This window comes from Streptomyces lavendofoliae (assembly GCF_014649735.1).
GTDB classification, from domain to species: Bacteria; Actinomycetota; Actinomycetes; order Streptomycetales; family Streptomycetaceae; genus Streptomyces; species Streptomyces lavendofoliae.
Genome location: NZ_BMTP01000004.1, coordinates 383904 through 398457, shown reverse-complemented (window position 1 = coordinate 398457; position 14554 = coordinate 383904). Strand labels below are relative to the sequence as shown.

Sequence of the window (14554 nt, the reverse complement as noted above, 5' to 3'; positions counted from 1 at the left end):
CGGAGGGGGCGGCCTGTCCGGCTCCCCCGTGCGTCCACGGGACCCGATGCGCCTACAGCCGGTGGCGCACCCACACATTGGGCTCGACGTACACGGCGTACCCGCTCGACGCCTCGCACCGCACCGGTACCAACGCGCCCTCCACCTGCACCGGACCGTCCGTGTCGAACGGCAGCCCGGTCCACTCCCGCCAGCGCTCCACCGAGTGCGCGATCGTCATGGACACGGGCGCCACCGCCTCCACGACCCCGCCCGCGCGGACGTGGACGCGCAGCCACGGATCGTGCGGCAGCCCGTCCTCCTCCCGCGTACGGAAGGCGTACTCCCCCATCGGCACACCCGGCTCCAGGTGCTTGCCGCTGGGCCGGACCGGCGCGACGACCTCCCGGAAGCCCAGCCGCCGCGCGTTGTCCCGCATGGCGGCCAGCATCCGGGCCGACACGCCCCTGCCCTGTACGCGGGCGTCGACGGCGACCTCGATGGCGCTCACCGTGTCGGCGATGCGCCCGTGCCTCCGGTCCGAGAACGCCCATAGCAGCACCTGGTCCCAGCCGGTCGCCGGCAGCTCACCACGCCCCTCCGCCCGCAGCTGGAACGGAACGCTGAACGCCCGGGCCACCACCGCCCCTTCGGAGTCGGTGGCCACCAACACGTACTCGGGCAGCTCGGCGACGATCCGCCCGATGTTCGCCCAACCGATCGGGTCGTGAAGCATGAACGCGGGCCACAGGTCCGCCATCTGCCACATGGGGCCCTGGAGTTCGGGGCGTTCGGCGAGCGTCGTTATGCGCAGTTCCATCCGGGCAGGCTAAACAGCCCCTCCGGCGGGCCCAACCCATTTTCGCCGCGGCTCAACCACCGCACTGCGCACGCATGGTGCGCTTGTCCGCCGCGGCCACCGGCAGCCGGTACTTCACCGCCACCTGCGCGAACCGCACCACATACGCACAGCGAATCCCCTTGTCCGGCGGCAGCCAGGACGCGGGGCCGGAGTCGCCCTTGCGACTGTTCGTCGGGCCGTCCACCGGCAGCAGGTTCAGCGGATCGTTGGCGAACTGCTCCCGCTTGGGCTCCGGCCAGCGGGAGGACCCCATCTGCCAGCTGTACGACAGCGGGACGACGTGGTCCACCTGCACCTGTACCGCCTCCGCCTTCTTCCAGGCGATGTCCTTGCCGGTGTACGGGTCGTGCAGGGTCATCGCCACGACCACGCAGTCCGATCCGGTACGGAACCTGATCTCCCGGCCATCGCGTTTCAGCAAGTCGTTCCGCGTGTCACAGCCGTTCCGCGCCAGCGGTACGCCGTCGGCGGTGTCCATCCAGGCGTAGCCGAACTCGTCCCGGTCGTAACCGGTCTTCGGCCCGCGTCCCTTCACGGTGAGCGCTTCGAGGACCCGCCGCGCCTCGGCCCGGTCGGTGTCCGAGGTGAGGGGCGCGAGGCCCGGCTTCGTACCGTCCGGGTTGTCCAGCGGAGCGGCCGCGCCGGTGCGTGCCGGGGGCCCGGAGGAGGGGTTCTCCTCCGGAAGGACGTCGCATCCGACGGCCAGGAGGACGGCGAGGGCCGGCAGCAGGATGTTCCGGGGCGCACGCATCCGTGCATGTTAGGCGGGCGCCCGTACTTTCCCCACCCCCAGGGTGTTCTCGGCCGGCAGCAGCCCGCTGCCCAGGACGGCGAGCCGGACGGCGGCCGGGGAGACGACCCCGTGTCGTACGCCTGCGAGGGGAGCGGGCCACGCAGCGGGCCACGCCAACGAGCCGGCCGGCCGTAGGGCCGTCCGCGCGCTACCGCGAGGCCGTGGTGACGGTGCGGGCGAGGGTGCGGAGCAGGGCCTCTTGGGTGGTGCGGGCCTGCGGGGTGTCGACGTGGATGCTGTTGACGTGGAGGCCGTCCTGGGTCCGGTGGAACCAGTGGAGGATGCCATTGCACCCGGACACCCACACATGCATTCGGGCCCGCTGCCCGGCGTGGTGTGCGGCGCCGGGCATCCGCCGGAAGTCGATGTACGAGTAGAAGTTCACCGCATGCGGCCAGTAGTGCAACCTGGCGTACTCGGCCGGGGCCAGCAGCCGCCAGGCCTGTACGAAGTGCGGCCCGGCATGGGCCTGCATGTGTGCGTACGCGGTCTGGGCGGCAGCCAGGGTGTCGGCGAATTCCTCAGCCCTCCCCACGGCGAACTCGATGGGGAGGGTGTTGATGAACCAACCCATGGACTGCTCGTAGACGCCCCTGCCCCGCTCGTTGACCGGCACGAGACCCCGGTATACCGCAGGCCCTCCCTCCGCCCGTACTGCGGTGGCCAGTGCGGCGAGCAGCCCCATCGACAGCCTCCCGCCACGGGCCCTGCACGCCGCCTCGAACGCCTCGACGCCCGGTGCGTCCAGGAGCCGCTCCGTGGTGGTGACCGGGGCGTACAACCTGCCGGGCTCGGTGCCGAGATCGAGGGGGAAGCGTGGGAACAGGCCGCCGCTGCGCCGGATGAAGTCCCGCCAGTAGTCCAGTCGCGGGTCGTCGGCGTGCAGGTCCTGGTTCCTGCGGCGCTGGCTCCGGCTGAACTCCAGGTAGCTGCCCGCCTCCACGTGTGTGAGGGCCTCGCCGGCTGTGAGAGCCCGGTAGGCGCCGGCGATGTCGTTGACGGCGATGGCGGTGGACAATCCGTCGGTGACCAGGTGGTCGCACGAGAACCACACCGTGGCCGAGTCGTCCCGAACCACCGCGCCCATGGCGATCAGTGGCCAGGAGAGGGTTTCCACCTCCCGGAACGCCTGGTGCAGGTGGGCACCGACCCGCGGCGCCTCCAGCCGGCCTGACTCGACATGCTTGAGGGCGACCTCGCCGGGGGCGAGGATCTCGCAGGACAGGTCCTCGCCGAGCGGCTCGTAGTACGCGCGGAGCACCTCGTGGCGGCGTACCAGATGGAGCAGGGCGTCTTCGAGGGCGTCCAGGTCCACCGGCCCGGTGATCTCGAACGTCGCGGCGACGTAGGAGCGGACCGGCTCGTTCAGGCTCCGCGCGTGCTGAGCGACGGTGAAGTGTTTCGCCTGGTTGTAGCCCGCCATCCGCCGCACGACCGGCGGTCCGTCACCGGACACCGGCACGAGGTACCACCGGTGCGCCTCCCCGGGCCGGATCTCCGTGTCCTCGACCGAGACCTGCAGCATGCCGCCCTCTCCCGCCGTCCGCCATCAAAACGCCCCTCTGCCAACGCCGCCGCACGGCGAACGGATACGGGCGTGCTCCGAAGCGCACCGTGCCGACGCCGGGAAGGCCGGGCCAGGTATTCGGCGAGGCGGCGACAGCGGTCGTCCTCGTGACCGAGGGCGGGGATGTTCGCCGGGCTGGTCCACACCGGGGAAGCGTCGCCGGGACTCCTGTCGCGGATCCGATCAACGAGCCGTGGCCCGGCGGGACGCGAGCACGGTTGTCCTCGCTCGGCATCACGGTCAGCCGGATCACCGAGTCGTTCGTGTGCGGGATGCCCACCACGGACGAGGCGACCACTTTGCGTATCGGCACCGGCGTCCCCGTCCTGCGGTACACGTGCCGACACATCGCGGACACGGGTCGCGTCGTCGAGGTGGCGCACCCGATCGTGCGGCGGGGTGACACCACCGTGGTGGACTTCGTCATCGATCTCGACGGCCCGTAGCGCCGGACACCGGGGCGGCGGCCCTCCTTCGAGGGAAGCCGCCCCGTCCGGTGCCGTGCACCGGGGCCCTACGACCCCAGGATCGTCGTCAGGAACTCCCCCGTCCACGACAGCAGTTCACGGCCCACCACCGGCTTGCCACCGATCTTGCCCGTGGTCGGGCGGGGAACCAGGATCTGGCGGGCCGGTGCCTTGATCACCGTACGGGGGTGGAGGCGCTTCAGGCGCAGCTCCTGCGACTCCCGCAGCTCGACGGGGGCGAACCGGACGTTCGGGCCCTGGAGGACGATCTCGCCGACGCCGCACGCGCGGGCCAGCATCCGCAGACCGGCCACCAGCAGGAGGTTCTCCACCGGCTCGGGGAGCTTGCCGTAGCGGTCGGTGAGCTCCTCGCGCACCGCCCTGATGTCCTCCTCCGAGTTGGCGGAGGCGATCGCCCGGTACGCCTGGAGGCGCAGCCGCTCGCCCGGCGCGTAGTCGTGCGGGACGTGCGCGTCGACCGGGAGCTCGATCTTGACCTCCAGTGGCGGCTCCTCCTCCACGCCGCCCTCCAGGGATGCGCGGTAGTCGGCGACCGCCTCGCCGACCATGCGGACGTACAGGTCGAAACCGACGCCCGCGATGTGGCCGGACTGCTCGCCGCCCAGCAGGTTGCCCGCGCCGCGGATCTCCAGGTCCTTCATGGCGACGTACATGCCGGCGCCCATCTCGGTGTGCTGGGCGATCGTCGCGAGCCGCTCGTGGGCGGTCTCCGTGAGCGGCTTCTCCGGCGGGTAGAGGAAGTACGCGTACCCCCGCTCCCGGCCCCGGCCCACCCGGCCGCGCAGCTGGTGCAGCTGCGACAACCCGAAGTTGTCACCGCGCTCGACGATGAGGGTGTTGGCGTTGGAGATGTCGATGCCCGACTCGACGATCGTCGTCGAGACCAGGACGTCGAACTTCTTCTCCCAGAAGTCGACGACGACCTGCTCCAGTGCCTGCTCGGACATCTGCCCGTGGGCGATCGCGATGCGGGCCTCCGGCACGATGTCGCGCAGGCGGGCCGCCGCCCGGTCGATGGACTCCACCCGGTTGTGGATGTAGAACACCTGGCCCTCGCGCAGCAGCTCGCGGCGGATCGCCGCGCCGATCTGCTTCTCCTCGTACGGGCCGACGAAGGTGAGGACCGGGTGCCGCTCCTCCGGGGGCGTGGTGATCGTCGACATCTCCCGGATGCCGGTCACCGCCATTTCGAGCGTACGGGGGATGGGGGTGGCGGACATGGTGAGCACGTCGACGTTCGCGCGCAGCTTCTTCAGCTGCTCCTTGTGCTCGACGCCGAAGCGCTGCTCCTCGTCGACGACGACCAGGCCCAGGTCCTTGAACTTGGTCTCGGACGAGAACAGCCGGTGCGTACCGATGACGATGTCGACCGAGCCGTCCTTCAGGCCCTCCAGCGTCGCCTTCGCCTCCGTGTCCGTCTGGAAGCGCGACAGCGCGCGGACGACGACCGGGAACTGCGCGTACCGCTCGGAGAACGTGCCGAAGTGCTGCTGCACCAGGAGGGTCGTCGGGACGAGGACGGCGACCTGCTTGCCGTCCTGCACCGCCTTGAACGCGGCGCGCACCGCGATCTCCGTCTTGCCGTACCCGACGTCGCCGCAGACCAGCCGGTCCATCGGGACCGTCTTCTCCATGTCCTCCTTCACCTCGGCGATGGTGGACAGCTGGTCGGGGGTCTCCGCGTACGGGAAGGCGTCCTCCAGCTCCCGCTGCCACGGGGTGTCCGGGCCGAAGGCGTGGCCGGGCGCCGCCATGCGGGCGCTGTACAGCTTGATCAGGTCGGCGGCGATCTCCTTGACCGCCTTCTTGGCGCGCGCCTTGGTCTTGGTCCAGTCGGCGCCGCCGAGCCGGTGCAGGGTCGGGGCCTCGCCGCCGACGTACTTGGTGACCTGCTCCAGCTGGTCGGTCGGGATGTACAGGCGGTCGCCGGGCTGGCCGCGCTTGGCGGGCGCGTACTCGACGAGGAGGTACTCGCGGGTGGCGCCCTGCACGGTGCGCTGCACCATCTCGATGTAGCGGCCCACGCCGTGCTGCTCGTGGACGATGTAGTCCCCGGCCTCCAGGGTGAGCGGGTCGATCGTCTTGCGGCGCCGCGTCGGCATCCGCTGCCCGTCCTTGCCGGCCGCCTTCTGGCCGGACAGGTCGGTCTCGGTGAGGACGGCGAGCTTGAGCGCCGGGTCGACGAACCCGTACTCGATCGAGCCGCACGCCACGTGCACCACGGACGGCGAGATGTCCCTCAGGTCGCCGTCCAGGCGGGCGGCGATGCCCTCGCCGCCCAGCACCTCGACCGTGCGGGCCGCCGGGCCGTGCGCCTCCGTGACGTACACCGTGCGCCAGCCGTCGGCCAGCCAGCCCTTGGTGTCGGCGAGGGCACGGGCGGTGTCGCCCCGGTACGACTCGGGGGCGTGCATGCCCAGCTTGAGGGTGTCGTCGTCCAGCTCGTCGTCCGCCGCGAACGGCGACACCGACCACCACATCATGCCCAGCTCGCGCGCCCGGTCCCGGACGTCGGCGATGCCCCACAGCGAGGCGGCGCCGACGTCGATGGGCGCCTGGCCGCCGCTCGCGGTCGCCGCCCACGAGGCGTGCAGGAACTCCTGCGAGGTGGCCACCAGGTCGGCCGCCCGGGTGCGTACCCGCTCCGGGTCGCACACCACCGCCATGGAGCCCTTGGGCAGCACGTCGAGCAGCAGCTCCATGTCGTCGACCAGGACCGGGGCCAGGGACTCCATGCCCTCCACCGCGATGCCCTCGGCGATCTTGCCGAGCAGTTCGCCCAGCTCCGGGTGGGCCTCGGCGAGTGCCGCCGCCCGCGCCTTGACCGGCTCCGTCAGCAGCAGCTCGCGGCACGGCGGCGCCCACAGGCCGTGCTCGGCGACCTCCAGGGACCGCTGGTCGGCGACCTTGAAGTACCGGATCTCCTCGACGTCGTCGCCCCAGAACTCGACGCGCAGCGGGTGCTCCTCCGTCGGCGGGAACACGTCCAGGATCCCGCCGCGCACCGCGAACTCGCCGCGCTTCTCGACCAGCTCCACGCGCGCGTACGCGGCGGCGGCGAGGCCAGCCACGATGTCGTTCAGGTCCGCCTGCTGCCCCGTGCGCAGCGACACGGGCTCCAGGTCGCCCAGGCCCTTGACCTGCGGCTGGAGCACGGAGCGGACGGGCGCCACGACGACCGAGACCGGGCCGGTCGCCGGGTCGTCCGCCGACGGGTGCGCCAGGCGGCGCAGCACGGCGAGGCGGCGGCCCACGGTGTCGGAGCGGGGCGAGAGGCGCTCGTGGGGCAGCGTCTCCCAGGACGGGTACTCCACGACGGTGTCCGGGTCCAGCAGGGTGCGCAGCGCGGCGGCCAGGTCCTCCGCCTCCCGGCCGGTCGCCGTCACGGCGAGCACCGGGCGGCCGGCCTCCCTGGCCAGCGCGGCGAGCGCGAAGGGGCGGGCCGCGGGCGGGCCGACCAGGTCGACGTGGGCCCGGTGACCGTCGGCGGCGGCCTTGACCGCTTCGGCGAGGGCGGGGTCCTTGACGACGGCGTCGAGCAGACCGTGCAAGCTCATGAAGGCTTCCATCCGGGGGGGGTGGGCAACGCGAACCGCCCGACACGTCTCACGGGCCGGGGGTTTCCAGCCTACGACGTCGGTCCGACAGCCGCCCCCAGAAACCTCTCCCGCCCCACGGGGCGGCCCCTGAAGCGTCCGAAAACACGTGCGGCAAAGTGTCAACCGGAACCGTCCCCCCGGACGTATACGCCAGGGGACCCCTCTCCGGCCCCGCCCGAACCCGACCGACCGCCCCGTCAGGGATCCGCCCAACCGCCCAACCGACTGCCCACGCCCCGCCCGATTGCCGCCCCGACCCGACCGGGGGGGGCGCCGTCCCGCACCGGAGCCCGCCCGACCGTCCGCCCCGACCCGACCGGGGGTCGCCGTCCCCTGCGGGCGCGCCGACCCCCGTACCCCACGTCCACCGACCCCCACCGGGTCCCGCACCCGCAAGCGACCCGAAGGAGCCCCTCACCCATGCGTGGAGCCGTCCTCGCCCCGCCCTCCGGCGGCACCGGACCGATCCGAATACCCGGCGCGCGCCGTCCGTCCCCGCCCGGAACCCCGCGGGGATCCTGGCCGGACCGCGCGCCGTACCTCCTCGCGCTCGCGCTGTTCGCCGCGTACGGCACCCTCTCCGTGCTGCGCCACCGCCGCATGGAGACCCGCTCCTGGGACCTGGGCATCTTCGAACAGGCCGTCCGCGGCTACGCGCACCTGCAGGCACCGGTCGCCGATCTCAAGGGCCCGGGAACCAACATCCTGGGCGACCACTTCAGCCCCGTCACCGCCCTGCTCGCGCCCGCCTACCGGCTCTTCCCCACCCCCGTCACCCTCCTCCTCGCGCAGGCCGCGCTGTTCGCCCTCGCCGCGATACCCGTCACCCGCGCCGCCACCCGGTTGCTGGGCCGGGCGTCGGGCCCGGCGACCGGCGTGGCGTTCGGGCTGTCCTGGGGCATCCAGCAGGCCGTGGACTTCGACTTCCACGAGATCTGCTTCGCCGTCCCGCTGATCGCCTTCTCCCTCGAGGCCGTCCTGCTCCGGCGGTGGCGCCCCGCGCTCCTGTGGGCCGCGCCGCTGGTCCTGGTCAAGGAGGACCTGGGTGCCACCCTCGCCGCGATCGCCCTGGTGGTGGCCTGGCGGGCCCGCGGGAACTCGCCCCGCGCCGCCGTGTACGCGACCGGAGTGGCCGTCCTCGGCGCGGCGGCCACGATCCTCACCCTCACCGCCGTCATCCCCGCCTTCAACACCACCGGCGGCTACGACTACTGGACCAAGGTCGGCGACGGGCCCTCGCCCCTGGCCGGCGCCGACACCAAGCTGCGCACCCTCGCCTGGCTCCTGCTGCCCACCACCGGGCTGCTCGCCCTGCGCTCCCCGCTCCTGCTGGCCGGCGCCCCCACCCTGGGCTGGCGGTTCCTGTCCGGCGACGACCACTACTGGTCCACCGACTGGCACTACAGCGCCGTGCTGATGCCCGTGCTGTTCCTCGCCCTCGCCGACGCCGCCGACACCTCGCGCCGCAGCGCCCGCCCCTGGCTGCGCGCGTACGCCGACCGGCTGCCCGCCTGCGCGGCCGCCGCCGCGCTCGCCCTCACCCCCTCGCTGCCCCTCTCGGCGCTCACCGACGCCGCCACCTACCGCACGTCCCCGCGGGTGGTCGCGGCCCGCGAGCTCCTCGCCCAAGTCCCCGACGGCGCGACGGTCGAGGCGAACGTCGGGCCGATCAGCCGCCTGGCCGGCCGGTGCCGCGTCCTGTGGGTCGGCGCCACCCGGGGCGTCACGCCCGACTGGATCGCGCTCGACAACAGCTCCGGCTGGGTGCGCGACCCGCACGCCTACGCCCGGCAGCTCCACCCGGCGGCCCGCTACCGCCTGGCCGGCGAGGCGGGCGGCTACCTGCTCCTGCAACGCCGCACCTGACGGCCCCCGGTCCACGGGCCGGCAGACCCCGTGACGCCACCAACCCCGCATGGAATGCTGCCTCATACATGCATCCTGACGTCTGGGGGGAACGTGAGCGGCGCCGCCGGCCGAGCAGACCGTACCGAGGACGGCGCCACCCCTGGCCGGGCGCACGACCCCGGAGCCGCCGCGCCCCGCCGGCGCGGACCGGTCGTCGCGGCGCTCATGATGGGCATGGCCCTCGCCGCCCTGGACGGCACCATCGTCGCCACCGCCGTACCGCAGATCGTCGGCGACCTGGGCGGGCTGAGCCTCTTCTCCTGGCTCTTCTCCGGCTACCTGCTCGCCGTGACCGTGACCCTGCCGGTGTACGGCAAGCTCTCCGACACCTTCGGCCGCAAGCCCGTCCTGATCGCCGGCATCGTGCTGTTCCTCGCCGGCTCGCTGCTGTGCGCCGCCGCGTGGAGCATGGAGTCCCTCATCGCCTTCCGGATCGTCCAGGGCCTGGGCGGCGGCGCGCTCCAGGGCACCGTGCAGACCATCGCGGCCGACCTGTACCCGCTCAAGGAGCGACCCAGGATCCAGGCGCGGCTCTCCACCGTCTGGGCGACCTCGTCCGTGGCCGGACCGGCCCTCGGCGGCCTGCTCGCCGGGTACGCCGACTGGCGCTGGATCTTCCTGGTGAACCTGCCCGTCGGCGGCGTCGCCCTGTGGCTGATCGTCCGCCACCTCGCCGAACCCGCCCGTGAGCGCCGCACCCGGGCCCGGGTCGACTGGCCGGGCGCCCTCGCGATCTTCAGCACCGGTACGTTGCTGCTGACCGCCCTCGTCCAGGGCGGCGTGGCCTGGCCCTGGCTCTCGCCGCCGTCCCTGGCGCTGTTCACGGGCGCGGCGGTCCTGATGGCGGTCACCGTCCTGATCGAACGCCGCGCCGCCGAACCGATCATCCCCGGCTGGGTCTGGCGCCGCCGCACCATAGCGGCGGTCAACCTCTCCCTCGGCGCGCTGGGCCTGCTGATGGTCGCGCCGACGGTGTTCCTCCCCACCTACGCGCAGACCGTGCTGGGCCTCGGGCCCATCGCCGCGGGCTTCGTCCTGTCCGCGATGACCCTGTCGTGGCCGGTCACCGCGGCGTTGTCCGACCGCGTGTACAACCGCATGGGCTTCCGCCTCACGGCCGTGACCGGCATGTCGTTCGCCGTCCTGGTCCTGCTCGCCTTCCCGCTGCTGCCCTACCCGGGCGAACCGTGGCAGCCGGCCCTCATCATGCTGCTGCTGGGCGCGGCCCTGGGCCTGTTCCAGCTGCCGCTCATCGTGGGCGTCCAGTCCACCGTCCCGTGGGCCGAGCGCGGCACCACCACCGCGTCCGTCCTCTTCTGCCGCCAGGTCGGCCAGAGCCTGGGCGCGGCCATCTTCGGCGCCGTCGCCAACGCCGTCCTCGCCACCCGCCTCACCGAGGGCGGCCTCGACGACCCCGGCACGCTCACCCCCAGGGCGGTGGACACCGCGGTGGAGTACGTGTTCGCCGGCGCCGCCGCGGCCGGGGCCCTGGCGCTGGTGGTCCTCCTGACCCTCGCCCCGCGCCGCTTCCCCGTCCTCCGGGACGACGACCGGCCCGCCTGACCCGCACGGCCCGGGGCGCACGGCCCACGGGCCGGGGGCTCGCGACGGCGCCCTACCGGGGCGGCCGAGCGGGGCGGTCGGACGCGGTCGAGCGGGGGCGGGAGCGGGGGCGGGGCGCGGAACTCACTCCGTACGGCCCGTCAGCGCCGCCAGGCTGCTGCGGACATGGGCCATGTGCGCCCGTACGTCGTCGCGGGCCGTCTCGTGCTCCCGCAGGATCCGCTCCGTCTCCCGCTCCACCCGCTCGGCCCGCAGCCGTGCCTCGGCCAGCAGCGCCCCGGCCCGCGCGTCCGCCTCCTCCTGATCGTGCCGCGCCCGCTCGGCCACCTCCGCCAGCAGCCGCTCCGCCGAGGCGAGCCGCTCCTCGGCCGCGCCGAGCAGCCCGGCGTGCCGCCGCGCCAGCTCCGCCTCCCGCCCGGCCGCCTCGCGCTCCACCGCCTGCCACCGCTCGGCGTGCCGGGCCTCCTGCTCGGCCAGCAGCCGCTCCGCGCGCTCCCGCGCCTCCCGCAGCGCGGCCAGCCCCTCGCCCCGCCGCTCCTCCGCCTCGGCCTGCGCGCCCGCCGCGAGCTCGGCGGCCGTGGTCCGCGCCGCCGCGAGGGTCTCCTCCGCCCGCTCCTCGGCCCGGCCCCGTACCGCCGCCGCGGCCTCGCGCGCGGCCTCCCGCGAGGACCGGGCCGCCGCGTCCGCCTCGTCCGCCAGGCGCCGCGCCTCCTCCAGCGCGTCCGCCCGCAGCGCGTCGGCCTCCTCCTCGGCGAGCGCCAGGATCCGCTGCGCCCGCCGCCCCAGGGTTTCGTACCGCTGCGGCGGCAGCTCCGCCACGAACTCCCGCAGGCGCTCCGCCTCCGCCGCGAGCTCCCCGGCCCTGGCGGCCAGTTCGTCCGCCCGGCGCCGCGCGGCGTCCCGGTCCGACTCCAGCCCGGCGACGGCCCGGTCCACCTGCTCGGTCCGGTAGCCACGCCCCCATACGACAGCGAAACCGCTCATGACTGACGCCCCTTTCCCCGGATCCAGGATGCAACAACCCGGGCCCCGGAAAAGGGGCGCCCGTGCGCCAAGCTCCGGCCGGAAACACAGCGAGGGCCCGGCGAGGCCGGCGGCACCCGCCGCACCCACCGGGCAGGGCCTAGAGCAGCCCGTCCCACATCTGCTCCAGCAGCACCGACCACCAGCTCTCCGGCGACGACAGCGCCGCCGGGTCCAGCATCGCCAGCTGCGCCTGGAAGTCGACCGTCCAGCGACCCGCCTGCTCCGGCGTCAGCCCGAACCGCAACCGCCACATCCGCCCCAGCAGACCCAGGCACCGGGTGAACTCCGGCAGCCCGCTGTTGACGAACTGCGGCGCCACCGGCCGCCCGTCCGGACCCGCCTCCACCGGCACGGCCACGATGTGCGCCGTCCCGTACTGGACACAGATCGCCCGCCCGAAGTCGGACCCGATCACCAGGTACGACCCCGCGTCGGACGCCGGGCGCACCTGCCGCTGCGCCGCCAGCTCGGCCAGCGTCGGCACCACGGGCTGGGCCGGCTGCGCCCAGAAGAACGGTCCGAAGTCCGCCGGCAGCCCCGCCCACACCAGCGTGCGCGCCACCAGCTCCGGCACGCCCTGGCGCGACACGGCCCGCTGGTCGAACCGGCAGATCCCCTGCGGCCCGAACGCGCCCACCAGCTCCTGCGCGACCGCCTCCGGCGGAACCGGCGGCGCGGGCTGCACCGGAGGCAACGGCACCCGCAACGGGGCCGGACGGGCCGGACCGTCCGCCACCTGGTGCAACTCCCCCTGGTGGGCGATCAGTTGCGCCATGCCCTGCTGCCGGCTCGCGTGGTCGCGCCCGTACGGGGCGATCGACGTGATCCGCGCCTGCGGCCACGTCTCCCGGATCATCCGGGCGCAGTAACCGCCGGGCAGCTCGCACGACTCCAGCTCGGTGTGCAGCTCCAGCACCTGCTGCGGCGGCACGTTCATGGCGCGCAGCTCGTGCAGGATCTGCCACTCGGGATGCGGCGTACCGGGCGCCGAGCGGCGGATCAGCTGCGCCTCGGACCCGTCGGGCGCGCGGTAGCGCAGCACCGCCTGGTAGCCGGGACCGACGGTCGGCAGACCGGTGGGCGGCGCCTGCGGGTAGCCGTACGCGGGCGGCACCGGAGCCGGCGGGACGGGACCGGGCGGAAGCGGCCCGGGGACGCCCGGGCCCGGCTGGGCCAGCATCGTCGCGGCGTGGTGCACCCCGCCGCCGGGAGGGCCCGGGGGCGCGGGAGGCGGTGGAGCACCCGGGCCGGCGCCCGGCGCGCCCGGCGGACCGGGCGGGTGGGGCATGCCCGGGCCGGGCTGCGCCAGCATCGTGGCCGCGTGGTGCACCCCGCCACCCGGGGGCGGCGTCGCGCCGGGAGGAGCGGGGGGAGCCGGGGGCCCCGGCGGGGGCGTCGCGCCGGGAGGGCGCGGCGGGCCGGGCGGAGGGGGCGTGCCCGGGCCGGGCTGCGCCAGCATCGTGGCCGCGTGGTGCACCCCGCCACCCGGGGGCGGCGTAGCGCCGGGAGGGGCGGGGGGCGCCGGGGGGCCCGGCGGGGGCGTCGCGCCGGGCGGCAGCTGGGACACCAGCTGCGTCGGTACGTAGCCCCCGGCCGGCGCGCCGGGCGCACCCGGGCCCGTCGCGGGCGGGCGCGCGCCGGGGGTGCCCGGAGCGCCGGGCGGCGGCGGAGTCGTGGGGCCCGTCCCGCGCGACGGCTTGGCGCCGTGCGGGAGGGCGGCCTTGCTGGTGGCGGCATCCGCGATGTCGCCCGCGGCGGGGCCGCCGGACTGGTCGAGGGCGGGCACGATCGCGGTACGCGGCAACTGGCTGCCGCCCGACATCAGCGCGGTCGGGGCGTCGGCGCCCACGGCCGGCGGCGGGGTGTCGTCGTCGTCCGACCCGGACAGCGGCGGCGCGAACACCGTCGCGGGCAGCGGCACGGAGGCGTCGTCGCCGCCGGTGCCGGGCGCGTTGACGTCGCTCCACGGCGGCGACGCGGGCACTCCGTCCTGAGCGGTCGGCTCGTGGTCGGCGGGCGGCGCCGGCCAGACGGTGGCACCGGCGCGCGACCCGCCCCCGGACGTCTCCGGGGCGTCGCCGGACTGCGGCCCGGCCACGGGCGGCACGGCCCCGGGCGCGGGCGTGGGCCCGGCCACGGGCGGCACGGACCCGGGCGCGGGCGCGGGCGTGGGCATGGGCCCAGGCGCGGGCGCGGGCGCCGAGGGCGCCGCGTCGGCCGGTACCGCGTCGGCGGGAGTCCCGGCACCCGGCTCGGCGCCGAAGGCCACGCCGGCGGAGCTGTCCCCACCGCCCGCCCCACCCGGGGCGACCCCACCGGAGGTGTCCCGCGCCGAGGCGTCCCCGCCCGACGTGGCCGCGGTTTCCGCGCGCCGGTCCGGAATGCCCACCCTGTCCGCCGCGTCCTGCAACCACTCCGGCGGCGTCAGCAGGAACGACGTCTGGTTCAGGTCGATCCGCTCCGGCGCGGCCGCCACCGGAGCCGGCGCGCCCGCGGGCACCCCGTACTCCTCCTCGTACCGGCGGATCACCTCACCCACCGGCAGCCCAGGCCACAGCGTGGCCTCACCGCTGTCCCGGGCGATCACCAGCCGCTGACGGCCCCCGTCCGTCGCGGGGCCCCCGCGGCTTCCGTCCCGGTCCTCGGCCCACACCACGAACCCCAGGTCGAACTCCCGTACCCGCACCTCCCGGTGCTGGTACACGGGCACGTCGCCGTTGACCCACTCTTCCGCCCGCTCCTGCGCCTGCGCGAAGGTCACCATCGAAC

The 14554-nt window shown here is 74.7% G+C and carries 9 protein-coding genes; 3 read left to right on the top strand and 6 right to left on the bottom strand.

Features of this window, described 5'->3' with window-relative positions; genetic code table 11:
• Positions 1-52: 52 nt before the first annotated feature.
• From IE109_RS10295 to IE109_RS10285, 3 genes are all read right to left on the bottom strand, one after another.
• The gene (locus IE109_RS10295; protein WP_189550469.1) at positions 53-799 is read right to left on the bottom strand and encodes an N-acetyltransferase; all 747 of its coding nucleotides are present in this window, start codon (positions 797-799) and stop codon (positions 53-55) included.
• A 52-nt stretch (positions 800-851) separates the two neighbouring features.
• The gene (locus IE109_RS10290) at positions 852-1592 is read right to left on the bottom strand and encodes an HNH endonuclease family protein (protein ID WP_189550468.1); all 741 of its coding nucleotides are present in this window, start codon (positions 1590-1592) and stop codon (positions 852-854) included.
• Between the two features lie 190 nt (positions 1593-1782).
• Positions 1783-3159, bottom strand: coding sequence for a condensation domain-containing protein (locus tag IE109_RS10285; protein WP_189550467.1), 1377 nt, complete (start codon positions 3157-3159; stop codon positions 1783-1785).
• A 260-nt stretch (positions 3160-3419) separates the two neighbouring features.
• On the opposite strand from IE109_RS10285, the gene IE109_RS10280 reads away from it, so the two are divergent.
• A complete protein-coding gene (locus IE109_RS10280) occupies positions 3420-3647 on the top strand; it encodes a UTRA domain-containing protein (protein WP_229890849.1) in 228 nt (75 codons plus the stop codon).
• Between the two features lie 68 nt (positions 3648-3715).
• Here IE109_RS10280 and mfd read toward each other — a convergent pair whose 3' ends face one another.
• Positions 3716-7246 carry a transcription-repair coupling factor gene (mfd, locus tag IE109_RS10275; protein WP_189550466.1) on the bottom strand — a complete coding sequence of 1177 codons (3531 nt, stop codon included), beginning with the start codon at positions 7244-7246 and terminating at the stop codon, positions 3716-3718.
• Between the two features lie 462 nt (positions 7247-7708).
• Between mfd and IE109_RS10270 the strand changes: the two genes are divergently transcribed.
• Entirely contained in the window at positions 7709-9154 is a 1446-nt protein-coding gene (locus tag IE109_RS10270; RefSeq protein ID WP_189550465.1) for a DUF2079 domain-containing protein, read from the top strand.
• A gap of 93 nt (positions 9155-9247) precedes the next feature.
• Positions 9248-10759 carry an MFS transporter gene (locus IE109_RS10265; protein WP_229890847.1) on the top strand — a complete coding sequence of 504 codons (1512 nt, stop codon included), beginning with the start codon at positions 9248-9250 and terminating at the stop codon, positions 10757-10759.
• A gap of 123 nt (positions 10760-10882) precedes the next feature.
• Here the strand turns inward: IE109_RS10265 and IE109_RS10260 are convergent, their stop codons facing one another.
• Together IE109_RS10260 and IE109_RS10255 are read right to left on the bottom strand one after the other, a co-directional pair.
• Positions 10883-11743, bottom strand: coding sequence for a cellulose-binding protein (locus IE109_RS10260; RefSeq protein ID WP_189550463.1), 861 nt, complete (start codon positions 11741-11743; stop codon positions 10883-10885).
• Between the two features lie 139 nt (positions 11744-11882).
• On the bottom strand, positions 11883-14549 hold the full coding sequence (locus tag IE109_RS10255) for an SUKH-4 family immunity protein (RefSeq protein WP_189550462.1): 2667 nt from the start codon (positions 14547-14549) through the stop codon (positions 11883-11885).
• Positions 14550-14554: the final 5 nt, after the last annotated feature.